We start from the raw sequence: 23,910 nt of genomic DNA on the forward strand, positions 1-23,910 counted from the left end.
GTTTGTCCTTCCAACGGTCACAGAAGGCGATGTCGACTGGGTGTGCCGAGTCATGGGGCTGCCGCCTACGGCTTTTTCGGGCCCCGACGGCAAAGATCCACGCATGACGGTAATCCAGCGAATGGATACCATTGACGTTGAAGCCTGCCCAGGTAGCGGCAAGACGACACTGCTCGTCGCAAAGCTGGCAATTCTGGCCCGGCGGTGGCCCTCCCTGCGCTCCGGTATGTGCGTGTTGTCACACACCAACGCCGCCAGAGACGAGATAGCGCGCGGCCTGAGTTCTTGCGCCGAAGGCGCCATGCTCATGGGGTATCCACACTTCGTAGGCACAATTCATGGCTTCGCTAACGAATTCCTGGCGTTGCCCTATCTCCGGTCCAAGGGCAATCCGATCAAGGTCATCGACAGTGAAGTCGCAATCGAACATCGCTGGAAGAAGGCCCCCTACAAGAAAAAGCTTTATCTGAATCAGCAAAACAACGGTGATGGCCGGTCCTTCCTCCGCTATGACGAAGAAGATTTTAGCGGTGATAAAATGCGGTCGCGATGGAAGCCCCATACGGAAACATTCAAGCTCATTCAGGAAATCTGCAAATCGAGTTCTGAGGAGGGCTATTTCTGCTACGATGAGCTGTTCGTATGGGCTCGGAAGCTAATCGCGGAACGCCCTGACTTGGCCCACGATATGCGTCATCGGTTTCCTTTGGTGTTTATGGATGAGGTTCAGGACAATGACGAAGAACAGTCGTCGCTGTTGAGCCAAGTTTTTATGGACGGCGATAACCCGTCGGTGCGGCAACGCTTTGGGGACTCCAATCAGGCTATCTACCAGCGCAGCGGCGTCACCAACGGCGCGGAAACGGACAGGTTTCCCGGGCCAAAGATCGTCCGCGTCGATCTTCCCAACAGTTTCCGTTTTGGAACCGTCATAGCCGGCCTCGCCGATCCATTCGCCGTCACGCCACAGGGGCTGGTGGGTCTCGGACCGAATAATCCGCGACCCCCAGCGATTTTCCTCTTCGATGACGCATCCGTACAGTCAGTTCTGCCCCGGTACTGCAAGTATCTGGTCGAAGTTTTTTCTGCCAATGAGCTTCGGTCTGGCGAGTTCACCGCAGTCGCCGGCGTCCATAAAGAGGGGGAGGACGACAAGATTCCTCGTTGGATGGGCCACTATGTTCCTGCCTATAATCCTGACATCGTCCACCGCGAACCAGCTCCTGAATCTTTCAGCCAGTACGTCATGGCCGGGTGGCGTGAAAGCGACCGGCTTCGTCGCACAGCCCCGCTCGTGAACGCCGTCGCCCACGCCATGCTCGAGCTTCTTCGTCTTGAAGACTACGAAGGAACATCTGAGAGGGTCAAAAATCCGCACCAAGTTATTCTGTCGATCACCACGGATGAGAAGGCATCGTTTAACTACAAGCGGCTATTGGACTTTTTTGTCAGGAAGGCGGGAAGCATCACGCCTGAGCTGTGGAACACCAAGTTGGCCAGGGCAATCGAGGCAGTTGCCGGAAAACTCCGCGGCGCGTCCATCGCCACTCCTGAGGCCAAAGCTTTTCTTTCCTGGGTCGTCGCTGCAGGCAAAGTGTCCGAGGTTTCAATCTCCGCTTCGTCCAACGTGTACCAATATCCTGCGAACGAGCCACAAGTATCCGTCAGACTTGGCTCGATCCACTCGGTAAAAGGGGAGACTCACACGTCGACGCTCGTGCTGGAATCTTACTACCGGCACCACTACCTGAGCACACTAAAGCCTTGGCTCCTGGGGATTTCATCGGGGGGAGCGAAGCAGGGCGTTCTTTTACAAAGAGGTCTAAGGCTTCATTACGTCGCGATGAGCCGGCCCTCACATTTGCTTTGTCTAGCCCTGAGGAGTGACGCCCTGACGGAGTCTGATCGACTTGTCCTAAAGGGGCGTGGGTGGGTACTTTTAGAGTGTCCGCCACATTAGACCAGAGGCAGCAGAACAGGGACGTCGACACCACCACGGCTGCGGATCGTTGTGGGAATTGGAATGTCGAAACAGGTTAGGGCTGCTTCTCCGATCCGGGAAACTCTGTATTTAGGCCGGCTTTAACGTCCTTTCGTCTGAAAGCCGACCGGCAGCTTTCGGCCCCAAGGCGACAGCAGAATATCTGCTCGGCAAGGACCGCTTCTGGCGCAAAGTGGTCGTTAAAAATCGAATGTCGGAAGTCACCTCGGGTTAAGTTCAGACATAGGTGCACGACTGCCGATGAAGGACAGTGGGCCTAGAAGGCTAAGGGCAGACGAAGTTGCCATGTGCCGCACCGGCCGTTAAGCAGCTTCTATCTGGAGGTGTATGGCTATGTCGTCCGATAAAGAATCAACGTTGAATGGGAAGGCTTTGGTAGATAGGAAGCTGGATACCGCCGCTGCATCACAGATGTTGACCCCATCTGAGCTTGAAACGCTTCGGCAAAAATCAACGGGCGATTTCGCTCTCAGGGCGTTCAAGCATCTGCGACCGCCGCGGGAATAGCCCGCTCGGCGCCAGGTCCCTCGGCGCGCGAACGGTCTCAGAACGTTCACGGTGACGCCGCCGGCATAGTAGCTGATCTTGGAGTGGAAAATAAATCTCCGGCGAAACTCGGGCACAAATCCCCGGCACCTTGGACGTGGAAATTCTCCGCCGAAGGTCGGACGAGACGGGGCGCTTTCCGGAGCGGAGTTTGGTCATCTTCGGGCACGAAAGATTGTGGAAAACAGCCACTTCGCCAGCAGTGAGCAACCAGAAAAATAGTCCGATTTTCAAGTCAACATTTGTCAACAAATTGCTCGCCCGCGAAACACATCCGAAGGGCGCCAGTTGGGTCCGATGCTCCGGAATTCCGCATATTTCTATGTATCTTATCGCAGCGCAGATTTTGTTGACTTTCAATGAGATGAGAATGGACATCCGGGAAGCAATGGTGACGTCCGCAAACGTCTAGCGGAACGCAATTTTGGCCCCCCGACGGATCCGCACCTAGTGGATATCGACTACCTTCGACCACATGCGCATCGCGGCAGTTATCATTGGCTCTCTGAATCGATGCGGACGTTGTGATGACCATCCCTATCTCAACAGACAATTTCGCAGCTCGTTTTGTTGAAGCTCGTCCAGAGACCTAGCGGTCTCAGGTTTTGGTTTTGGTCTTGGTATGTCCACACCGTCTCGCACCGAAAATTTCAGCCAGAACACCGTGTGGACACGGTGCCCGCACGGTGCACGACTTGGCGTCGGTCAGTGATCGGCCTTAGCGTCTGGCCGTCCTTTCCAGGCTTCGTTGTAGATGGGATCCTGCATCCGGAAATTCGATGCGCTCTCGAGCTATCTTGAGGTCGCGATCAGCCTTCTTCTTGGCTTCCCGCGCGAGCCTCAGGGTGTCGGCCTCTGCGAAAAACGAGGCCACCTTTTCCCGCAACCTTTCGCTTTTGACCTTTTCAATAAGCCGAAGCGTCCCGGCGCTGTGGCTGCCGTTCATTGGCGGATTATGCTTGAACCAGCCTTCGACCATCAGGAAGCTGTGCTCATAGTCAAAGTCGATCATCCCCGCCCTGATTAGTATGGCACGGTTCTGATGATACTTGTCCAACTGGAAGCCGAGGTCATCGACCGCATAACCGTCCGTGAGACGGTAGACGCCCGATGAGTTCACATGCTCATTTGTCGCGTAGTAAATGAACTGAAGTTTCGCATCGGTCTCTAAGCCAAGAAACCGACGCGACCTCCAAATTGCCGGGGAAATCTTACTGAAGTCTCGGGCACTCATTCAATGCCCCGTGGCTAGACGTTGCGCGGGAGACGGGAATTGTGCTCGTCAATTTCCGTCTTGCGCCAACCAACGCTGCGTTTGCCCAGTTTGTACGAGCGCGGAAAAGTTCCAGCTTCCATCATCGCATAGATCGTTGAGCGTGACAGACCGGTGATGGCCTTCACGTGGGGAAGGCGGAGGTAGTTCTCAGACATTTCAAGACCTTTCGGGTTGTCTTTGTGACAAGCCGAACCTGACCGATCTTGCTGCGCCGTTCGAACTTTTTGTTCGCGGCAGATTGTTAAGTTCAAGCGAACAGCGCGTCCCAAGATCTGATTTCCGGTATTTGGTCCCGGCAGTTCCACACGTTGGCAACTCCGTCATAAGTAATGCTGTTGCCCAATCTTCCCCAGGCTACTGCTATCGCATCACACGCTGACTCGGCCGGTTCCGTGGCCTTGTTCCGGGTGGGTTTGAACCCCACCTGTGCCAAGCGCTTGATTTCGCCGACCATGAATGTGTCTCTAACCAAGTTTTTATAGCGCGATTGTCCGCTATTTTTCGGCGGCTCGAAGAGAAGTCCGGCAACCAATCGGGAGTGCCAAGCGCTGAGGCGCGGCGACGACACAAGATTTGTTTTGATCTGGGCAATGAACCTCACCGCTTGAAAAATGTCATACGACCGCTCCGAAAGCTCAATCATCTTTTCGATCGATGCTTTATCCCATTCGCCTGGACCGAGGTGCTTTGGCTTGAAGCGTTCCGCCTCGACAATTCCTACGATCACGTGAAAGTGCCGTTTTTCATATTCAGGTATGCGACCCAGGCGATCCACTGACATAAATACTGCGATTTCAAATGGGATACTTTCTCCATATATTTTATGAAGCTCTGTATATAACTTATCGTGAAAGTGTTTTATCTCTAACCTATCGGCGAACTGTGACAGAAGGCTCATCGAAATCTCTTTTTAACTATACGACCGTTCTTTCTGAATTTACGAAGCTAGAATGCGACGCTGAAGGCAGGTCCGGCACTTTGCCGGATTTTTCGATCCATTCTGGTCACTCGCGGCGAATCGTTGGACGTTAGTGGACAATTTGTAGCGGATCTGTTGCAGCCGACCAGTCGGCGTCACTGGCATTTGATTCTGCCGGCCTCGGCAGCACGTTTTGCGTTCCAACCCATCATTTTATCGTGGGGGCATTTGTGGGGGTATTTCCTTTCCGTTCCTTAAAATATTGTATGAAATTCAATTTCCAATGGTCTCTATTTGGTGCCCGCGGCACCAATCTTTCCAAAGGGTTGCGGGTCAAAGCGGGCTCAGACGCGGCCTCATAATTGCGATCAGGACACATTTCGGGACACGATTAGATGTCAGGATGCACAGCAGCACCAGTAAGAGGCCACCGCACAGCGCGCTCGAGCGGACTGCCCCCGATGCGGTGGCAGCTATGGCCGCCGCTACAGCAGCTACGAGTCGTACCCGTCCCCGTCCCCGTCCTACTCCTCGTCGGGGAGCAGCGGGATCGGCCGGAGCAGCGGCGGCGGGTCCGGCAGCAGTGTAAGGCCGAGATGGTCGCGAGCCGGTTCGTCCGTGGCGTACACGCCTGCCGAGGTGCGGGCACTCACGCCGATCCGCGAGACCGTTGAAAAGCGACCGCCCCTGCCTGACCGTCTAGATGTATTTCTTTGCCACGCGTGGGACGACCGGCAGGGAGCCGCCAAGCAACTGCACGATCTGCTAGTGTCGCTAAGCGTTACAGTCTGGTTTAGCGAGAAGGACGTTATTCTGGGCTCTCCACTGCTGCGTGAAATTGACAAGGGACTAGCGAAGACGCGAGTCGAATCGTACTGGTGACCCCTGCGTTTTTGGACCGCATCCAAAGCGGGGGCATTGCCGACAAGGAGCTTTCGACGCTGTTGGCGCGCGATCTGCTCGTTCCCATCGTACATAACACGACCTACGAAGCTCTGCGCGATGTCAGTCCCATGCTCGCCTCGCGTAGCGGTCTGAGCACTGCGGAAAATCCGATGGCAGACGTCGCGGCCAAGCTCGCCGAGCTGGTCGCCCCCTAGGTTCGGCTGGAAGTCACAGCAGCGAGGGCTGTTCCGGCAGCTGGCGCTCCGCGCCAGGCAGTTTCGGATGCTGATGGCCGCAACCGTGGAGGCCGTACTCGGGAACCTGGAGACCGACCTGGTCGAAAAGCCAAGCACTGACATAGCCGCGGTGGCAGAAAACGCCATCCCGAGGCCGCTCCCAGCAGAGCAGCGCCGCCGGACGGCCGCCCGCAAGATCCTGGATCCTGCGGACGGTTTCAGGTGGATCGAGCTTGGCGAGCTGCTCTAGGTAGCGCTGGCGATACTCGTCGACGTCGACGCTCTTGAACCAGTCGCCTGGGGTGAGCTCGCGCAGCGTGGGGATCTCTCGAAGGCGATGCGGCGCCCAGCGCGTGATCGATATCAGCGCGAACTCCGGCGGCAGCTTGGTGAAAAAACTCGACGTGGCGATCTTCATAGGCGCGCCTCGGTAGTGCCCGGCCGCCGTGGCAACCGAGCACCGCTCTCTCCGTGGTAGGGTAACATGGACGCCGCCGGTCAGCGCTTGAAACGCTGCGGAACGCGATCGGCTGGCACCTGAGCCCGCCAGAGCGCGAACACGACCTGGTCCGCTTTCCGCCTGCCGGCCACCGCCTCGATGAACAGAGCTCCGGCACACATCTGGGCTATGGCGAGGCGCACCGCCTCGTCGCGGCTGGTGCGATTTTCAAGGTGGCTGAGCTCGGCCATCGCATCGACGATGGCGACTTCGTCCTGTTCACGCATCGGCCTGCTCCTTGACCTTCTCCGCGGCACCGTCGGTCAGCACCGGCCGGCGTGGGGCGGGAATCGCCGGCTGGGTGCCTTGGTCGCGTTCGCCGCGCCCCAGGAACGCAGCGACGATCGGATCGCGTGCGATTTTCGAAAGACTGTTTTTTCTTTTCACGACGCTTACCTCATTTGTTGGCGTTACTTATCTCACCCAACAAGTTCAATATATGTCGCAATGTTCACTGATGAAATTGGTAAAAATGGTTATTTTGTCACCATTGTGGTTACATAATACTTTCTGTCACCAATGCGGTGACGATGCCTGGCAGAGGCTTGACGTCCAGTCTTACAAACTGTAAAAGCCAGTCTTACGGACGCTTTGGAGCGATGCAAATGAAAGACATGCCGCGAATCTCGCGCGTGGAATTTGAAATTCTGAGCCTGCTGCGCGCAAAAGAGATGTACGGGCTGGAACTGGTCAAGGAGTCTTCGATGTTGAAGCGGGGCACCGTCTACGTAACGCTCGAGCGGATGACCGATAAGGGCTACGTCAACTCTCGGGAAGCCGAGCGCGCCCCGCATGAGAGCGGCCTGCCTCGACGGATCTACAATATCTCAGGCCTTGGGCAACGCGCGTTGGCTGCCGCACAGGCTGCGGCTGCTGCCTACAGTTCCTGGGAGGCCATCGCCCAATGAGAGCGCTTGCCTCCTTTTTTCGAGCAGTCGACCGCGGCAGTACGGTAGTCGAGAATTTCCTGGCAGGGCCGCCATCACGGCGGCCGACGAAGGCTGACCGCGTTGCTCGCCTGGGCCACATGCTCCCCACTGGGAAACACGGGGCAGCAGTGTTCGTCCGGCAGTTGCTTATTCAGATTGACGACGTGAAGCATGGCCTGCCGCAAATTAAGTGGCGGTCGGTCCGGCTTTTGCTCTATGTCGGGTTCGGGCCCGTACTGCTCACCCATGATATTCTGAGTTTCTGCATCCGCCTCGGCCGAAGGACCAGACGAACCATCGTTTCCGCTCCCGCTTCTGGCGTCCTCGCGGTGATCAGGTTCCTAGTGCCCAAGAAGGCCTATGAGCGCATCTTCGCGCAGGCGGTCGAGGATTTTCGCGAGGAATATTACCTCGAGCTCTCGGAGCGCAGAGTGTGGCGCGCGCGCTGGCTGCACGTTTGCCTGTACGTGACGCTGCTCGCAACGGCCGCTCTCTGGCTCGGAACGTCAGCAGCAAAAAAGGTGTTCGATCTCTCGAAGATCAGCTGACGGGCAAGGCCGATGTGTCCCCGATCGTGTCCTAAATCGGCGCTCGGCCGGCGGACTGCTGCGCTGGCCCTTACAATCTAAGGTCCTGTTGCGCACGCGCCACAGAATGTCGACATATGTGCTTGGGTGTCGCTGTGTCACGGCGTTGCGCAGCATGTCGGCCGTTGAGGTTAGCTTGGCCACCGCCTGAGAGCAGACCGTGCCGGTGAACCACGCCGGAAGTCGCCGTTGCGCCAGATTCGGAAATGGACCACGCCGGTACAATTGGCTAAGAACCATGCTGTCCGGCAGCGGATCACTCGTAGGAAGCCACCGACATGATCAGTCGACGATTTGTTCAATGCGACGTATTCACGTCTGTACCTACTAAAGGAAATGGGCTCGCCGTCGTCATTGATGGGGAGGGCCTTTCAGATGAGGCAATGCAGGGCTTCGCCGCCTGGACGAATCTCGCTGAGACAACTTTTCTTATGTCGCCGACCGCCACCGAAGCGGATTACAAGGTGCGCATCTTTACGCCTGCGCGGGAAATGCTCTTCGCTGGGCATCCGACGCTCGGAAGCTGCGCGGCATGGCTCCGTTCAGGCGGAAGACCGAAGATTCAAGGCGTGGTCAAGCAGGAATGCGGTGTTGGGATCGTCGACATCGACTTAAGCGGCCCCATTCCTGCTTTCGCTGCCCCCAAGACGACCGTCGTGCCTCTCCCGGATGATAAGCTCAAAGCAATTATGTCCGCCCTTGGCCTCACGCCCGACCGCATATTGCGCACAGCGCAACTATCCAATGGACCGGTCTGGCAGGTGATTGAACTTGCAACCGCCGCCGATGTATTGGCGGTGGATTCCGCGAAGATACGATATCCCCAATTCCTTGGCGTCGGTTTAATCGGAGCGCACGCAGCCGGCTCCGAATGCGACTACGAGGTCCGCATGCTGGGAGCATCGAGCGGAATGAGCGAAGACCCGATTACGGGTTCTTTGAATGCTGCTATCGCCAGATGGAAATATGGCTCCGGCGAATGGCAACGGCCTATCACAGTGGCACAAGGCACGTGCATTGGTCGCAGCGGGAGGGTGTCGATCCGTTATGACAGCGCAGCAGAAACCGTTTGGATCGGCGGTCAGACTTGCTTCCTGATTGAAGGTACACTCAGCTTGTAGTGAGCCCTTCTGAGGGGCTGACGGACCCTGCGCCATGACAGGCCGATGACCGTTGTGGGTCAGGTCACGACGATGCCCAGCCGGCCTGAATGTCGCCCGTTCCGCCGGGGAACGGGTTAGAGCATCCCGAACACTCCGAACACTCACGCGCGCGCGAGAGGGCCAGCATCTCGGACAACTCGGACACTCACGCGGGCGCGCGAGCCACGCACTCGATGCGAAAGATCTACGATGTGGTGCCAGCGGGGGCCGCATCTCCAGCCGACAGTTTCTATGGGGAGCGGGGCGGCAGTGGGCCTTGCCATCGGCATGGCCTGCGAGCCGGCGGCGGACAGCATCAAAGTGCCGGCCGCCAATGCGAGGGGCAGGATGTGTTTGGTGAGCATGACTGTGGTCTCCATGGGTCACCCCCACGACGAAAATACCATCGGACGGGCTGAATGCCGGGTGAACGAGACAATCACATATTCGTCATTTCGGCCGCCGCTCTCGCAGGCCAAGACAGGATTAGCTGCAATGCCTGCGCCTTCGCGAGGTCCCAAAAACCCCGGCCACGCGCCGGGGTTTTTGCTTGAGGGAAAACAGACAAGCCTGCCGCATTCGGCTCAGCGGCCGGCTTCAATCGTCTGCGCAGGGCAGCACAGTGGCGGTCAGGCCATCTTTGCCAGGATCTTGGCCATATCTGCCGTGTCGAAAGCCCTCAATGTCTGGGTTCTGATGTTACCCATCGATGCGATCGATAAGGCCAGGGCGGTCGCGGCAATCTCGTCGTCGGCTTCTGCAATCGCCACGACGTCATACTGACCAAGCGTCCACAACAGCGTGTGAACCTTGACGCCGCTCTTGCTGGCCATCGCCTTGAAAGCCTCGGCACGCTTCTGCGTGTCCTTGATGCTCTTGATACCTTGATCTGTGAAATTCGACAGCAATACGTAGTAAGCCATTGGTTCCTCCCACAATTGAGGAGCGTACGGGCGCTCACGGCGCGTCCGCCGTCTCCCAGAAATACGATAGCACGAGCCGGGCGGGCGAACCACAAGCGGCACGGAAGGTGCGGCCGCGGCAGCCGCTATCTCACCGATCGGCTTGAGGCAGCAGGATCCGTTGCTACAAGGACGCCACGGTCTTCAGCGCGCCGTCGAGCATGTCGCCCTTCTCATCCTTCAGCGCCGCTTCGCGCAGGCGGCGGATCCAGTCGGCGGCGTCGGGGCGGCCCTTGACCAGATCCAGTGCCGACAGCACGCGGTCGAACTTAGACTGGGCACGGGCGTGGGTGTCGCTGTAGCCCTTGATCAGCCGGCGGCAGTTGAGGATTTCGACGGCCAGCGCATAGTCTTCGCGGACATGGCCAAGCGCCAATTCGTACCAGCGCTCGAGGTGCGCGACCTCTACCTTGTGGCGCAGCAGGCTGCGGCGCCAGCGGCGCAGGCCGCCGATGAACCAGAGCGCGGCAAAGCCGGCGAAACTGTCGGTGCGGATATGGCGGCCGCGATTGATGCGGCGGTCGAGGAAGGCGGCGAGTTTTGGCCGGCTTTCGATATAGCTGCCCAGCCCCGCCGGCAGCGTACCGCAGAATTCCTCGATGCGCGGGTGGAAATATTCTGTCACCTGCAGGACCGTTCCGTCCTTGACGCCGACCTCGCGACGCACCCGCTTGTCGCGGGTCGAGCGGGTCTTGAGGTCGGCGACGCGGATCATGTCGTCGTAGCACATGGCATTGGCGAGATGCTTGGCGGCGGCGACCGACAGCGCGTAGGCATGTCCGGCATCGTCCAATGCGAGCGCCCGGCCGAGCCGGTCGAGATATTCGCCGCCATAGGCGATATCTTGGTAGTCGACGACTTTCTTCAGGCCGCGCAGCGCCATGTCACGAACAGGAGCCGGCAAAGCATCGATGCGAGCTGCCAGCTGCTGCCAGCCCTGCAGGAGGCTTTCCGGCCCGCTCACTTTCGCCGCGCCTGGACCGGTTTCCGAGGCCGGCGGCGTCTCGGTCGTTCCGCTTGCGGGTGCAGCGCCCGCGATACCGCGCGCGCGATCATAGGCAGCGCCGAAGGCGGCGAGGCTGGCCTTGACGCCCCGGCCACCCGCCCCGATCGCCTGCTCGTAGGTTTCGCGGGTGAACGGGAGCGCATCGGAACCAGCCAGCGCGCCGAGCAGGCTGGCCGAAATCATCGTGCCGTTATCGGCGGCGATCTTTTCCATGTCGAAGGCGATGAAGCGCCTGGCGGCGGCTTCGGCGGTCGCGTGCACCTTGGCGGACGAGGCGCGACCATCGCCCGGTTCGATCTTTTCCGAAACGGCGGCGATGCGGTGCGAGGACGTGATCAGCGTCGTGCGCTCGGGCGTGACGAAACCTCTGATGATGGCGCGTCCGGCTTCCATCAGTTCGGCGGCGATCAGGATATCGACGTCGCCCTGTGACGGCGACAGCGCGAAGACCGGCAGGCGGCCAGTGTCACGGGCCATTTCGACATAGTAGATGGTGGCGCCGGTGCGCTGGGCGACGCCGGCGACCGAGGTCGACTGGGCGACGTAGCCATTGCGCTCGGCGACGTCGGTGATCCAGTCGGCCAGCACGCCCCCGCCCTGGCCGCCGACGGCGAGCACCGCGAGCTTGATGACGCGCTGATCTTCGGCGGCACCCGCCTTCGGGTGCAATGCGGCCTTGTGGTCAAGCATCGGCGAAGGTCAGGCGCCGGCTTTCGCGACGCCGCTGCATAAGGCTGATCGCCGCGCGGCGCGCGCTTTCGAGGAATCGATCCCAGCGGCTCGGATTGTGCACGACGTCGGCGCGGTAGAAGGACGGGCAGAGCACGGCAGCATCAGCCACTTCGCCGCAATTGCCGCAGCCGACGCAGTTCTGGTCGATATGTGCGACCGGATCATCGCGCAGCGGATCATCGAGCGACTTCACCGACAGTGACGGGCAACCGGACAGCCGCATGCAGGCGTGATCGCCGGTGCAGATATCCTCGTCGACGCCGAATTTCGGTTTTACGACCCGCTCGCCGCCCTTGATTGCCTTGTCGACCAGCGGCTTTTCGCGGCGCTGGCGGTTGAGCATACATTCCGACGAGGCGACGATGACCTTCGGCCCCCTCTCCTCCGTTGTCAGCGCCTCGCGCAGTGCCTCCTGCATCTTGCCGACATCGTAGGTGCGGTCGATATGGCGCAGCCATTTGACGCCCATGCCCTTCACCGCCTCGGTGATCGGATGCTTGGTCGATTTCGTCCGGTTGCCGGCGCGCGAGGACAGAATGTCCTGCCCGCCGGTGGCAGCAGAGTAAAAATTGTCGACGATGACGATGACGCCGTCATTCTTGTTGAAGACCGCATTGCCAATCGACGAGGTCAGGCCGTTGTGCCAGAAGCCGCCGTCGCCAACGAAGGAGATCGAGCGGCGTTTGGCGTCGGGCGAATTGAAGGCCGAAGCCGAGGCCGGCCCCAGCCCGTAGCCCATGGTGGTCGCGCCAAGTTCAAAGGGCGGCATGATCGAGAACAGATGGCAGCCGATGTCGGAGGCGATGTGATGCTTGCCAAGCTCCTGCTCGACCAATTTTGTCGCGGCGAAGATCGGCCGCTCCGGGCAGCCGATGCAAAAACCGGGCGGTCGTCCTGGAACGACATTGATGAGGTCGGCGGTGTCGACGCCCTCGCCTGATTTGTTCGGTGCGCGCACCTCGCCGGGCAAAAGATGTGGCGCCTCGGCGCGCAGGAAGGAGCCGATGCCGTCGAGCATGACCTGGCCGGTATATTCGCCGGCCATCGGCAGATGTTCCTTGCCGACCAGCCTGGTGCCGCGCCCCGCCTTGTGCAGCATGGCGGCAAAGGCTTGCTCGATGTAGTTGGGCTGGCCTTCCTCGACGACCAGCACCGCCTGCTTGCCCTCGCAGAAGGACAGGAACTCGTCGTCGACCAGCGGATAGACCGCATTGAGCACATAGAGCGGCACGTCGGTGTCGCCATAGGTGTCGGCGAGGCCGAGGCGCTGCAGTGCACGGATCACCGCATTGTACATGCCACCCTGCATGACGATGCCGACCGAGCCGTGGTCCGATCCAAAAATCTCGTTGATCTTGTTCTTGCGGATGAAATCCACCGCCGCCGGCCAGCGTTTTTGCACCTTCTCCTTCTCGTGCAGGAAGGAAGCAGGCGGCAGCACGATGCGGCCAGTGTCGCGGCGCGGCGCGTCGAGCGCATCGGCCACCGACATTGGCGGCCGCTTGTTGTCCTTGGCGATGAAATGGCCGTGCACGTGGCAGCAGCGGATGCGCACCTGCAGCATGACCGGCGTGTTGGACGCTTCCGACAGCTCAAATCCGTCCTCCACCGCCTTGACGATCGACGGCAAATTGGGGCGCGGGTCGAGCAGCCAGACCTGGCTCTTCATGGCGAAGGCGTGGCTGCGCTCCTGCATGATCGAGGAGCCCTCGCCATAGTCCTCGCCGACAATGATCAGCGCGCCGCCGGTGACGCCGCCGGATGCCAGGTTGGCCAGCGCGTCGGAGGCGACATTGGTGCCGACCGTCGACTTGAAGGTGGCGGCGCCGCGGATCGGATAATGCACCGAGGCCGCCAGCATGGCGGTGGCGGTGGCTTCCGAGGCGCTCGCCTCGAAATGCACGCCAAGCTCGCCCAGAATGTCCTGCGCGTCGGCCAGAACGTCCATCAGATGGCTGATCGGCGCGCCCTGGTAGCCGCCGACATAGCCGACGCCGCATTGCAGCAGCGCCTTGGTGATGGCGAGGATGCCTTCGCCGGCAAACTCCTCGCCGGCACCGAGCCTCAGCTTTTCGACTTCCTTGGCAAAAGACCGTTCGGCCATTTCTTCTACTCCTTCCGTTACCGCCCGGCGCTGGCGGCGCGTAGGTCTAGATGTCGTGCTTGCGGATGTTCTTCAGCATCTTCAAAAGCGTGGCGATGAGCGCGGCATATTCGGCGTCGTCGACGCCGTCGAACATGGCCTCGAAGGCGTCATGCATGGCTGGCCAGGCGCGGGTGAACAGAGCGCGGCCATCTTCTGTCAGGAATACATGGCGGAAGCGGCTGTCGGTGACGCCCTGCTCGCGCCGCACAAGGCCCTGCCCCTCCAGCGTGTCGAGCGTGCGGCTCAAGGTCGACTGTTCGATCACCGTGTAGACCGAGAGATCGTTTACGGTGACGCCGTCGGCGACCGACAGCACGGCCAGCGTGCGCACCTGCGGGATGGTCAGACCCTGCTTGCGGAAATCCTCGCGCAAGGTGGCGTTGTAGCGGCCCATGATGCGGTTCATCAGATAGGGCGCGAATTGCTGCAGGCCGATCTCGCCAAGGGTCGAGATGCGCTGGCGTTTTTCGGGAACCTTCTGTTCCATCACAGCCTCCCCGCCAGCAGGAAGCCGGAGCCGCCGCCAAGGCCGGCGCCGGGATGGGTCGAGGCGCCGATGTGGTAGAGGTTTTTGATGCCGGTGTCATGATTGCGGCTTGCCTTGAACGGCCGCCACAGGAACGACTGGTCGATGGTCGAGGAGCCGCCATAGGGATCGCCGCCGACCAGATTGACGTTCATCGCTTCGAGATCGGCCGGCGAATAGGCGCGCCGTGCGATGACGCTGTCCTTGAACCCGTCGATATGGTTGGCAAGGATGGCCTCGGCGCGATCGGCATAGGCCTCGCGCAGTGCTTCGGTCCACAGGCCGTCGGCCGGCGCCTGCAGCTTGCCGGCGGCATCGCCCTTGATATGGCGCGGCGCCTCGGGCAGCTGCAGCCACAGGATCGCCTTGCCGTCCGGACAGCGCGAAGAATCGAGCGCGTGCGGCTGGCCGACACAGATGGTCGGCACCTCCGGCAGCAGGCCGCGCACTGCCTCGTTGCATGCCTTGGACACGCCATCGAGCCCTGGCGTCAAGTGCAGGAGCGCGACCTTGTCGAGGCCTTCGCCGCGCCATGTCGGCGGCTTGTCCAGGGCATAATGGATCTGGAAGTTGCCCTTGCCATAGCGATAGTTCCGCACGGCTTCAGGAGCCGCCGCCGGCGCATCCTTGCCGAGCAGCCGCTCGTAGAGTTGGGTCGGCGTGGCCGAGCAGATGACGCCCTTCTTCGCGTGGACCGTCTCGCCCGAAGCAAGCCGCACACCGGTGGCACGGCCTCCATCCAGGATGATGGAAGCAACGTCGGCTTCGGTGGAGATGACGCCGCCGCGCTCGATGATCAGCGCCTCAAAAGCAGCAAGCAGGTTTTTCGCGCCGCCCTTGACGATCGGCGCGCCGGCGGCCTCCAGCGCAAAGGCAATGACCTTGGCGATCTGGCCGGAAAACGCATCTTCCGGACCAAGGCCGGCATGCAGCACCCAGGGCGCCCAGAGCGCTCGGATGGTTTCGGATTGATAGGTACTTTCCAGCCAGCTGCGGGCCGGCACCAGCGCCTCGCCAAGAAAGGCGGCAAGACCGCGCGGGCTGCGCCGCCAGGCCTCGCCAGCCAGCATTTTGACCGTCGGATAGGACCACAGGGCACCGCCGAGCAGGCCGAACAACAGGCCGGCATTGCGCTCGATATCGCCGACGTCGCCGCCGTGCCGGTCGCCGTCGCCGGATGCCAGCGCATTGAGCGCCGCGATGTTGGCGGCGCGATCGGTGCTGAGCACGGCATGGCTGCCGTCCGGCCGCAGCACACCGGTGGGCGTCGCGGTTTGGCAGAATTCCAGCCCATGCCGCGCCAGATCCTTGCCCAGTGATGCAAAGGCCGGCGAGGTGATGAACAGGACGAAAGTCGTCGCCATCACGTCATGGACGAAGCCGGGTGCCGTGATCTCCTCGGTACGCATACAGCCGCCGATGCGGTCGTTGCGTTCGAGTACGAGCACCTTGGCGCCCTTGCCGCCCAGCATCGCCGCGCAGACCAGCGCGTTGATGCCGCTGCCGACGATGATGTGATCGGGGGCATTCATCGACGATCGCTCCCTGCCGGCAGGTGGGGGTCAAATGCGTGGGGTAGCGTTCCTTCGCGCCCCCCTCTGTCCTGCCGGACATCTCCCCCACGAGGGGGGAGATCGGCTGTCACCACCGCCTTCGCCATGATCTTCTCCCGAAGACCGCCACCTCGCGCCTATTTCCCCGGCACCAGCGCCAGCGCGCGGATCGGGCTGCCGGTGCCGTGCTCGATCTTGAGCGGGGCGGCGATCAGGATCGCGCCCTTCGGCGGCAGCTGGTCGAGGTTGCAGAGGCTGGCGAGGCCGTAGCGGTTGGCCTTGTGCATCAGCGTGTGCGCCGGGAATGGCGGCTCCATGCCACCGGCCTTGCCGGCATCGGTGCCGATGGTTTCGCTGCCCCAGCCCTTGATGTCCTTGCTGATCAGGAACTGGATCGCCTCGGCCGTTGGGCCGGGCGTGTGAGGCCCGGTCTCGTTGGCGTTGAGGAATTCGGCTTCCGAGCCGTTGCGCTTGTACCAGTCGGTGCGCATCACCACCCACTCGCCGGCGTTGATGGCGCCATGCTTGGCTTCCCATGCCTTGATGTGGTCGACGGTGAGCAGGAAATCGTGGTCGGCGGCGGCTTCCTTCGAGCAGTCGATGACATTGACCGGACCGACGAAGTTCTGGGCCGGAATGGTGTCGGTGGCGCCGTCCGGATAGTCCTTGCCGGTGATCCAGTGCTGCGGCGCGTCGAAATGCGTGCCCGAATGCTCGCCGAGCTTCAGCCAGTTCCAGGCCCACCACGGGCCGTTCTTGTCATAACGGGAGATCGAGTGGATCTCGACCTTCGGCGTGTCGACGGCAAGCTCAGGCGGCAGCTTGATCAGTGGCGTGTCCGGTCCGAGCGGCGCCGACAGGTCGACCACCTTGATGCCGCCTGAAAGCAGCTGGCCGGCGACTTCGCCGAGGAGTTTTTGCGTGTCCATGGTCTCAGTTCCCTCTTTGTCGATGATGATCGAGGCTCGTCTCGGCCCTTAATATCCTACTAGACGAAAACATATGCATCTGCAATTATCTTTAAGCATAAAGGAAATGGGTTTGGGGCGTGAGCGAGTTCGACGCCATCTTTGTCGGGGCCGGCCACAACAGTCTGGCATGCGCCGCGCATCTGGCGCTCAAGGGCTGGAAAACGGCCGTTTTTGAACGCAGTGCAACAATAGGCGGCGCTGTCCAGACCCACGAATACACCGTTCCCGGCTTCCGCCACGATTTCGGCGCGATGAATCTGAGCCTGTTCGCCGGCTCAGCCTTCCACCGGAAATATGCAAATGAATTGAAAACCCACGGGTTGGAATTCGCACCCGTAGCTGATTGTTTCGCCAGCGCCTTTCCGGACGGACGCTGGTTCGGCGTCAGCAACGACCTGGAAAAGACGGCATCCAGGCTGGCAGGTTTTTCCGCCGCCGACGCCGCCACATGGCGCCGGCTGGTCGCCGGTTTCATGCCCGAGGCCGAGCATCTGTTCCGCCTGCTGGGCTCGCCGATGAGCGGACGCGCGCTCGCCGGCACCGCCTGGAACCTGTGGCGCAAGAAGGGTTTTTCCGACGCGCTCGATACTGGTCGATTGCTGCTTTCTTCACCTCGCGCGTGGCTCGAGGAGACTTTCGAATCCCCGCATGTCCGGACGACGCTTGCCGCCTGGGGCATGCATCTCGACTTCGCCCCCGACATCGCCGGCGGTGCGGTGTTCCCCTATCTGGAATCGATGGCCAATCAGGCTTTCGGCATGGTGCTCGGCGAGGGTGGCGCCGACACCATGATCCGCGCGCTCTCCGGCATGGTCACCGCGGCCGGCGGCAAGATCGTCACCGGCGCCGAGGTGGCGGAGATCACAGTCGCCGGTGGCCGTGCGACCGGCGTAAGGCTTGCCTCCGGCGACTTCCATATCGCCAGCAAGGCGGTCATCGCCAGCGTTGCGCCGAGAGCGCTTACCGGCAAGCTTTTACCCGATGGGTCCGGCGATGCCGGCTTCGACGCGGCGATGAAGAAATTCCGGTATGCGCCGGGCACGATGATGATCCATCTGGCATTGGATGAATTGCCCGACTGGCGCGCCGGCGCCGAGCTTCGGCAATTCGCCTATGTGCATCTTGCGCCGTCGCTCGACGCCATGTCGCGCACCTATCAGCAGGCGATGGCAGGCATGTTGCCGGACGAGCCGGTGCTGGTCGTCGGTCAGCCGACAGCCATCGACCCGTCGCGCGCGCCCAAAGGCAAGCACATCCTGTGGGTGCAGGTGCGCATGCTACCGGCCGAAATCCTCGGCGACGCGGCAGGCAAGATCGCGCCGGACCGTTGGGACGAGGTCAAGCAAGCTTATGCCGAGCGTGTGCTCGATATCATCGAGAGCTACGCGCCCGGACTGCGCCAAAAAATCCTCGGCCGCGCGGTGTTCTCGCCGCTCGACCTCGAACGCGAGAACCCGAACCTCGTCGGCGGCGACCAGATCTGCGGCAGCCACCATCTGGCGCAGAATTTCTTGTTCCGCCCGGCGCGCGGTTACGCCGGTTGGAATACGCCGGTCGCCAACCTGCACCTGACAGGTGCTGCGACGTGGCCGGGCGCCGGCACCGGTGCGGCATCCGGCTACATGCTCGCCCAACAGCTCGGAGGGAATTAGGAGCCGAAGACTTCCAGGATGGACAAGGCGCGGTTGCCCAAGAGCCTGAACCTGACAATCGAACAATGATGCCGCGCGGACAAAGACCACTAACAGGGGAACGACCATGACAATCAACAGACGAGACTTGCTCGGATACAGTGCTGCGGCGCTCGGTGCGACCGCCCTCGGCTTGCCTAAGATCGCCAAAGCCGCGGCCGGCGAACTGACCATCGCCTACAACGTCAACCTGCCGTCCTGGGATCCGACCACCGGACCTTCGGCGGTCAACCCGACCATCCAGGGCCTTTACCAGTCGGTGTTCGACCAGTTCGTCCCGCAGAAACCGGATCTGTCCTTCGCGCCGGGCCTACTCACCGAATGGGGTTGGAACGACGACCGCACCAAGATCATGATGACGGTGCGCGACGGCGTGAAATGGCATGACGGTTCGCCTTTCACCGCCGAGGACGTGGTCTGGTCGCTGCAGCGGGCGGGCGACGAGAAGACCGGCAACCCGATCCAGTTCGTCTGGAAGAACGTCAACAACTTCAAGATCGACGGCAACAAGATCACCGGCGACGTCGTGCAGTTCGACCCGGTGTATTTCAAATGGATGTCGTTCCTGACCGGCTACATCATGCCGAAGGCCTATTACGAGAAAGTCGGCGCCGAAGGTTTCGAAAAAGCACCGATCGGCACCGGCCCCTATATGGTCGACAAATTCGAGCGCAACGCCTTCCTGCGGCTCAAGGCCAATCCGAACTACTGGGGCGGCAAGCCGGCCTTCGAGAATGTGACGATCAAGTTCGTCACCGATGCGGCAAGTCGCGTCGCCGAGATCGAGTCCGGTTCCTCGCAGGTGACGCTCGAAATCCCCTATGAGGAGTATGACCGGCTGATCGCCAAGGACGGGCTCGCCGGCTCGTGCAAGAACGTTTCCGACATCGGCATGATCTTCTTCAACGACATCGAGGCGATGCTGGACAAGAATGTCCGCCAGGCCGCGGTCATGGCGGTGGACAAGGAACTTCTCGTCAAGCGGCTTCTGCGCGGCTACGGCCAGTCGATCGCGACGCTGGAGACGCCGGAATACACGGCCTTCGATGCCTCGATCAAGGTCGAGCACAATCCGGAAAAGGCCAAGGAATTACTGGCGGCTTCCGGCTATTCGCCGGAAAAGCCGGTCAAGTTCACCATACAGACGACCAAGGGCTTCAAGCCCAAGGATTACGAGATGATCCAGGCGATCGTCGGCATGTGGCGCAAGGTCGGCATCGAGGCGACGATCGAGATCTACGAGATCGCCAAGCACTACGAATTGCGCGCCGCCGACAAGCTGGCGCCGGCGGCCTTCTACAACTGGGGCAACGCCATCGGCGATCCGACGACATCGACCGGCTTTGCCATGTATGGCCCGAGCCCGCATTCGGTGTGGGACAGCCAGGATCTGATCGACATGATCAATCCGCTGTGGGGCGAGAAGGACGAGGCCAAGCGCATCGCCGGCTGGAAGGCGGTCGACAAATACATCGCCGAGCAGGCCTATGTGTTGCCGCTGATCCAGTATGCGCAGCCGATCGTTCATGCCAAGGGCGTCAATGTCGTGCAGCATGTGTCCGGCGCGCTGCTGCCGGCGCTGATGACCCCGGCCTGATAGCCGCATAGACTGCATGCGCGCCACAGCAAGAGGTGGCGCGCCCTTTTTCGCCAGACGTACAGGCGACCATGCTTCTGCAAAGATTTCTGATCCGTCTGCTGACGATGGCGATCACGCTGTTCGGCGTCGCTGTCGTCGTCTTTGTCGTCATCCGCGTCGCGCCCGGCGACCCGATCGCGATGATGCTGCCGCCCGGTGCCAGCGATGCCGACATCGCCAGGCTGCGTGCGCTGTACGGTCTCGATAAGACGATCGTGCAGCAATTCTTCATCTGGCTCGGAGGCGTCGTGCGCGGCGATTTCGGCACCTCGATCTCGCTGCGGCAAGACGTGCTGGGGCTTGTTTTCAACCGGCTGCCGGCGACGCTGGAGCTCGCCACAGTCGCGCTTTTGATGGCGGTGGCGATCGGCGGCTCGGCGGCGATCCTCGGCGCGCGCGAACGCGGCACGGCGGTCGAGGCCGGCATCGACATCGCCAGCGGGACAGCACTTTCCATCCCAGACTTCCTGTGGGGCCTGGTGCTGATCCTGCTGTTCGGCGTGCTTATACCCGTGTTCGACATTTCCGGCCGGGTGTCGCCACAGCTCGACCTGCCCTTCGTCACCCAATTCTATCTCGTCGAGAGCATGCTGCGGCTGCGTTTCGACCTCACCTGGGACCTGCTGAAACATATGCTGATGCCGGCCGTGGCGCTGGCGCTGCCGCTGGCGGCGATCATCGCGCAGTTGCTGAAACAGTCGCTGAAGGAAGTGCTCGACCTCGACTATGTCGTGCTGGCGCGGGTGAAAGGCTTTTCGGAAACGCAGGTCATCCTGCGCGAGGCGCTGAAGAACGCGGCGCTACCGACGCTGACGCTGGTCGGCGTGCAGTTCACCTTCCTCATCGGCGGCACGGTCATCGTCGAGCGGCTGTTCTCCTATGAGGGTCTCGGCAATATGGCGATCGATGCGGTCATCAACCGCGACCTGCCGCTGATCCAGGGCATCGTGCTGGTCTTCGCACTGCTGTTCGTGCTGATCAACCTTGCTGTAGACATGATGTATGCGCTGCTCAATCCAAGGCTGCGCCATGGATGACGCACGCATCGCCAGGCGTGGCGTGGGGCCGAGGCTGTGGCTTGCCGGCGGCTGGCTGCTGCTTGCGCTGCTGGCGGCGATCCTGGCGCCGCTGGTCGCGCCGCAGGATCCGCTGGCACAGGACCTTATGCTGGAGCGGCTGCCGCCCTTCTGGCTGGACGGGACAGAGCCCGGCTATTGGCTGGGCACCGACAGCCTCGGCCGGGATCTGCTGTCGCGATTGATCTTCGGCGGCCGCATCGCCTTCATCGTCGCCTTCGCCGCGGCAATCGCCGCTTGTCTGGTCGGCTCGGTGCTCGGGCTGATCGCCGGCTATTTCGGCGGCTGGGCCGACCGAATCATCTCGCGCATCGTCGACATCTGGATGGCCTTCCCGCCGGTGCTGTTCGCTATCCTGCTGGTCGCCGTGCTCGGCACCGGCCTCAGCTCCGTCATCATTGCGATTGCTGTCATCGACTGGACACGCTTCTGCAGGGTGATCCGCGCCGAGGCGATGGGCCAGTCGCGCATGGACTATGTCGAGAATGCCCGCATCGCCGGCTATGGCCGCATCGGCATCATGCTGCGCGAGGTGCTGCCCAATGTGGTGCCGTCGATCGTCGCGCTTTTGTCGCTCGAGATGGGCATCGCTGTCATCGTCGAGGCGATCCTGTCCTTCGTCAATCTGTCGATCTCGACCGACGACCCGACCTGGGGCGGCATCATCGCAGAGGGCCGGCTGTCGATCCACCAGGCCTGGTGGGTGCTGGTGTTTCCGCTGATCACGCTGATCCTGACCGTGCTGTCGTTCAGCCAGTTCGGCGAGGCGCTGAAAGCCCGTTTCGATCCGGTGCTGCGATGAGCGCGGCTTGCCTCGACATCCGCTCGTTGAGCGCCGTGCTGCCGAACGGGCAGCGCGTACTACGTTCGGTGTCGCTCTCCGTCCAGCCCGGCGAAGTGCGTGCGCTGGTCGGAGAGAGCGGCGCCGGCAAGACGATGATCGGCAAGGCGGTGCTCGGCGTGCTGCCGCCCAGCGTGCGCATCGCCGAAGGCGACATGCTGCTCGAAGGCGAAGACCTCGGCCAACTTCAGCCGAAGGCAAGACGCACGCTGATCGGCGCCCGCACGGCGCTGATCCCGCAGGATCCCCTGACCGCGCTCAACCCGTCGCGCCGCATCGGCCCGCAGATGACCGACCGGCTGGTGCGCATTCTCGGTTGGAGCGACGAGAGGGCCGACAACCGAATCCGCCAGTTGCTGGACGAGGTGCAGATCCGCGATCCGGAGCGGGTGCTGAAAAGCTATCCGCACGAGCTTTCCGGCGGCATGCGCCAACGCGTGCTGATCGCGGCGGCCTTCGCCGCCGAACCAAGGCTGATCGTCGCCGACGAACCGACGACAGCGCTGGACGTGACGGTGCAGAAGCAGATACTGCGCCTGATCGCGCAATTGCAGCGCGATCACGGCACGGCGATCCTGTTCGTCACCCACGACCTCGGCGTCGTCGCCAAGATCAGCCAGAGGGTCTCGGTGCTCTACGCCGGCAAGGTGGTGGAAGAGGCCGAGACCGCGGCGCTGTTCGCAGCACCCCAGCACCCTTATACGCGGGCGCTGATGGCGGCCACGCCGCGCTATACCGATCCGCTCGCCTCGCTGAGACCGGTGGATGACGCCGTGCTGGCCGGGCTGGCTGCCGAGATTGCCGCCGCCGACCAGGCCTGGAGGCGACCGCATGGCTGAGCCGCTCATCTCCGTGCGCGGACTGAAGGTCGCGCTGCCCGACATGACCCGCAAGCCGCTGATCGGCCGGGCGCCGCTAGCCGAGATCCTGAAGGGGCTCGATTTCGACCTGCCCAAGGGATCGGTGACCGGCATCGTCGGCGAATCCGGTTCCGGCAAATCGACGCTCGGCCGCGCCCTGGTGCGGTTGATCGAACCCAGCGCCGGCTCGATCAGCTTCGAAGGGCGCGACATCAGCCATCTTTCGGAAGCTGAGCTTCGGCCGCTGCGCCGCGACCTGCAGATGATCTTCCAGGATCCGATGTCGTCGCTCAATCCGCGCCGAACCATCTTCAGCATCATCGCGGCGCCGCTGAAACAGAATGGCCTTGGCGACAATCTCAAGACCCGAGTCGCCGAGGCGTTGCAGCGCGTCGGCCTGCCGCAGAATTTCGCCGGCCGCTACCGCCACCAATTGTCGGGCGGCCAGCGCCAGCGCGTCGGCATCGCAAGGGCGCTGGCGCTGTCACCAAAGTTCGTGCTGGCCGACGAGATCGTCTCCGGCCTCGATGTGTCGACGCAGGCGCAGATCCTCACCTTGCTGGAAAAGCTCGCGGCCGAGATGGGCCTGACCGTCGCTTTCATCAGTCACGATTTGTCGGTGATCCGGCGGCTCTGCCAGCAGGTCATCGTCATGCGCGAAGGCAGGATCGTCGAAGCGAGCGCCACCGACGCTTTGTTCGACAGTCCCAAGGACGCCTACACACGCGACCTGATATCAGCCATCCCACTGCCCGAAATCGACCCGGCCTGGCTGGGTACACTTGCCATGACAAAGGCATCGGCGTGAACGCATTCGCATGCCACGCGGGGATGCGGGGAATCATTTCGATATAAAACTTTAAGCTTGAAATAATTTGCCCGCGGC

The 23,910-nt window shown here is 61.5% G+C and carries 24 protein-coding genes; 12 read left to right on the top strand and 12 right to left on the bottom strand.

Going from position 1 to position 23,910, the window contains the following annotated elements:
- Positions 1-103: 103 nt before the first annotated feature.
- Positions 104-1,960 (top strand): UvrD-helicase domain-containing protein, encoded by a 1,857-nt coding sequence (locus DH08_RS04165; RefSeq protein ID WP_192178040.1) that lies wholly within the window; start codon positions 104-106, stop codon positions 1,958-1,960.
- A 1,306-nt stretch (positions 1,961-3,266) separates the two neighbouring features.
- Here DH08_RS04165 and DH08_RS04170 read toward each other — a convergent pair.
- The 3 genes from DH08_RS04170 to DH08_RS04180 are packed head-to-tail and all read right to left on the bottom strand — an operon-like array spanning position 3,267 to position 4,722.
- Positions 3,267-3,782 carry a hypothetical protein gene (locus DH08_RS04170; protein ID WP_192178041.1) on the bottom strand — a complete coding sequence of 172 codons (516 nt, stop codon included), beginning with the start codon at positions 3,780-3,782 and terminating at the stop codon, positions 3,267-3,269.
- Between the two features lie 14 nt (positions 3,783-3,796).
- The gene (locus DH08_RS04175; RefSeq protein WP_210328531.1) at positions 3,797-4,075 is read right to left on the bottom strand and encodes a helix-turn-helix transcriptional regulator; all 279 of its coding nucleotides are present in this window, start codon (positions 4,073-4,075) and stop codon (positions 3,797-3,799) included.
- The gene (locus DH08_RS04180) at positions 4,072-4,722 is read right to left on the bottom strand and encodes a hypothetical protein (RefSeq protein ID WP_192178042.1); all 651 of its coding nucleotides are present in this window, start codon (positions 4,720-4,722) and stop codon (positions 4,072-4,074) included. Before DH08_RS04180 ends, DH08_RS04175 begins: the two co-directional genes overlap by 4 nt.
- A gap of 660 nt (positions 4,723-5,382) precedes the next feature.
- Between DH08_RS04180 and DH08_RS37065 the strand changes: the two genes are divergently transcribed.
- Both DH08_RS37065 and DH08_RS37070 read left to right on the top strand, forming a co-directional pair.
- Positions 5,383-5,625, top strand: a complete 243-nt coding sequence (locus DH08_RS37065) for a toll/interleukin-1 receptor domain-containing protein (protein WP_345892349.1) — start codon at positions 5,383-5,385, stop codon at positions 5,623-5,625.
- An 11-nt stretch (positions 5,626-5,636) separates the two neighbouring features.
- Entirely contained in the window at positions 5,637-5,843 is a 207-nt protein-coding gene (locus DH08_RS37070) for a hypothetical protein (protein WP_345892344.1), read from the top strand.
- 13 nt (positions 5,844-5,856) lie between these two features.
- Here the strand turns inward: DH08_RS37070 and DH08_RS04190 are convergent, their stop codons facing one another.
- The 3 genes from DH08_RS04190 to DH08_RS04200 all read right to left on the bottom strand — a co-directional run bounded on the left by DH08_RS04190 (position 5,857) and on the right by DH08_RS04200 (position 6,750).
- Positions 5,857-6,282: a hypothetical protein gene (locus DH08_RS04190; RefSeq protein WP_192178043.1), complete on the bottom strand. Its 426-nt coding sequence runs from the start codon at positions 6,280-6,282 to the stop codon at positions 5,857-5,859.
- 80 nt (positions 6,283-6,362) lie between these two features.
- Positions 6,363-6,590, bottom strand: a complete 228-nt coding sequence (locus DH08_RS04195) for a hypothetical protein (RefSeq protein WP_192178044.1) — start codon at positions 6,588-6,590, stop codon at positions 6,363-6,365.
- Positions 6,583-6,750, bottom strand: a complete 168-nt coding sequence (locus DH08_RS04200; RefSeq protein ID WP_192178045.1) for a hypothetical protein — start codon at positions 6,748-6,750, stop codon at positions 6,583-6,585. Before DH08_RS04200 ends, DH08_RS04195 begins: the two co-directional genes overlap by 8 nt.
- A 218-nt stretch (positions 6,751-6,968) precedes the next feature.
- On the opposite strand from DH08_RS04200, the gene DH08_RS04205 reads away from it, so the two are divergent.
- The 3 genes from DH08_RS04205 to DH08_RS04215 all read left to right on the top strand — a co-directional run bounded on the left by DH08_RS04205 (position 6,969) and on the right by DH08_RS04215 (position 9,000).
- Positions 6,969-7,271 carry a PadR family transcriptional regulator gene (locus DH08_RS04205; protein ID WP_192178046.1) on the top strand — a complete coding sequence of 101 codons (303 nt, stop codon included), beginning with the start codon at positions 6,969-6,971 and terminating at the stop codon, positions 7,269-7,271.
- Entirely contained in the window at positions 7,268-7,840 is a 573-nt protein-coding gene (locus DH08_RS04210) for a hypothetical protein (protein ID WP_192178047.1), read from the top strand. The genes DH08_RS04205 and DH08_RS04210 overlap by 4 nt, the downstream gene beginning before the upstream one ends.
- Positions 7,841-8,157: 317 nt before the next feature.
- Complete coding sequence (locus tag DH08_RS04215; protein WP_192178048.1) at positions 8,158-9,000, top strand: PhzF family phenazine biosynthesis protein; 843 nt, start codon at positions 8,158-8,160, stop codon at positions 8,998-9,000.
- 650 nt (positions 9,001-9,650) lie between these two features.
- Here DH08_RS04215 and DH08_RS04220 read toward each other — a convergent pair.
- The 6 genes from DH08_RS04220 to DH08_RS04245 all read right to left on the bottom strand — a co-directional run bounded on the left by DH08_RS04220 (position 9,651) and on the right by DH08_RS04245 (position 16,875).
- Complete coding sequence (locus tag DH08_RS04220; RefSeq protein ID WP_192178049.1) at positions 9,651-9,944, bottom strand: GYD domain-containing protein; 294 nt, start codon at positions 9,942-9,944, stop codon at positions 9,651-9,653.
- 163 nt (positions 9,945-10,107) lie between these two features.
- A complete protein-coding gene (locus DH08_RS04225; RefSeq protein WP_192178050.1) occupies positions 10,108-11,679 on the bottom strand; it encodes an indolepyruvate oxidoreductase subunit beta family protein in 1,572 nt (523 codons plus the stop codon).
- Positions 11,672-13,825, bottom strand: a complete 2,154-nt coding sequence (locus tag DH08_RS04230) for a thiamine pyrophosphate-dependent enzyme (RefSeq protein ID WP_192178051.1) — start codon at positions 13,823-13,825, stop codon at positions 11,672-11,674. Before DH08_RS04230 ends, DH08_RS04225 begins: the two co-directional genes overlap by 8 nt.
- 46 nt (positions 13,826-13,871) lie before the next feature.
- Positions 13,872-14,354: a MarR family winged helix-turn-helix transcriptional regulator gene (locus DH08_RS04235; protein WP_192178052.1), complete on the bottom strand. Its 483-nt coding sequence runs from the start codon at positions 14,352-14,354 to the stop codon at positions 13,872-13,874.
- Positions 14,354-15,925 carry a phytoene desaturase family protein gene (locus tag DH08_RS04240; protein WP_192178053.1) on the bottom strand — a complete coding sequence of 524 codons (1,572 nt, stop codon included), beginning with the start codon at positions 15,923-15,925 and terminating at the stop codon, positions 14,354-14,356. Before DH08_RS04240 ends, DH08_RS04235 begins: the two co-directional genes overlap by 1 nt.
- A 158-nt stretch (positions 15,926-16,083) precedes the next feature.
- Positions 16,084-16,875 carry a cyclase family protein gene (locus DH08_RS04245; RefSeq protein WP_120012139.1) on the bottom strand — a complete coding sequence of 264 codons (792 nt, stop codon included), beginning with the start codon at positions 16,873-16,875 and terminating at the stop codon, positions 16,084-16,086.
- A 119-nt stretch (positions 16,876-16,994) separates the two neighbouring features.
- Between DH08_RS04245 and DH08_RS04250 the strand changes: the two genes are divergently transcribed.
- The 6 genes from DH08_RS04250 to DH08_RS04275 all read left to right on the top strand — a co-directional run bounded on the left by DH08_RS04250 (position 16,995) and on the right by DH08_RS04275 (position 23,832).
- Positions 16,995-18,569: an FAD-dependent oxidoreductase gene (locus tag DH08_RS04250; RefSeq protein ID WP_192178054.1), complete on the top strand. Its 1,575-nt coding sequence runs from the start codon at positions 16,995-16,997 to the stop codon at positions 18,567-18,569.
- 106 nt (positions 18,570-18,675) lie between these two features.
- Positions 18,676-20,205 carry an ABC transporter substrate-binding protein gene (locus DH08_RS04255; protein ID WP_192178055.1) on the top strand — a complete coding sequence of 510 codons (1,530 nt, stop codon included), beginning with the start codon at positions 18,676-18,678 and terminating at the stop codon, positions 20,203-20,205.
- A gap of 71 nt (positions 20,206-20,276) precedes the next feature.
- Positions 20,277-21,284: an ABC transporter permease gene (locus tag DH08_RS04260; RefSeq protein WP_192178056.1), complete on the top strand. Its 1,008-nt coding sequence runs from the start codon at positions 20,277-20,279 to the stop codon at positions 21,282-21,284.
- Entirely contained in the window at positions 21,277-22,125 is an 849-nt protein-coding gene (locus DH08_RS04265; RefSeq protein WP_192178057.1) for an ABC transporter permease, read from the top strand. Before DH08_RS04260 ends, DH08_RS04265 begins: the two co-directional genes overlap by 8 nt.
- Positions 22,122-23,003: an ABC transporter ATP-binding protein gene (locus DH08_RS04270; RefSeq protein WP_192178058.1), complete on the top strand. Its 882-nt coding sequence runs from the start codon at positions 22,122-22,124 to the stop codon at positions 23,001-23,003. Before DH08_RS04265 ends, DH08_RS04270 begins: the two co-directional genes overlap by 4 nt.
- The gene (locus DH08_RS04275; protein ID WP_192178059.1) at positions 22,996-23,832 is read left to right on the top strand and encodes an ATP-binding cassette domain-containing protein; all 837 of its coding nucleotides are present in this window, start codon (positions 22,996-22,998) and stop codon (positions 23,830-23,832) included. Before DH08_RS04270 ends, DH08_RS04275 begins: the two co-directional genes overlap by 8 nt.
- The last annotated feature ends 78 nt before the right edge of the window (positions 23,833-23,910 follow it).

Source organism: Mesorhizobium amorphae (assembly GCF_014843845.1).
Taxonomy (GTDB): domain Bacteria; phylum Pseudomonadota; class Alphaproteobacteria; order Rhizobiales; family Rhizobiaceae; genus Mesorhizobium; species Mesorhizobium amorphae_A.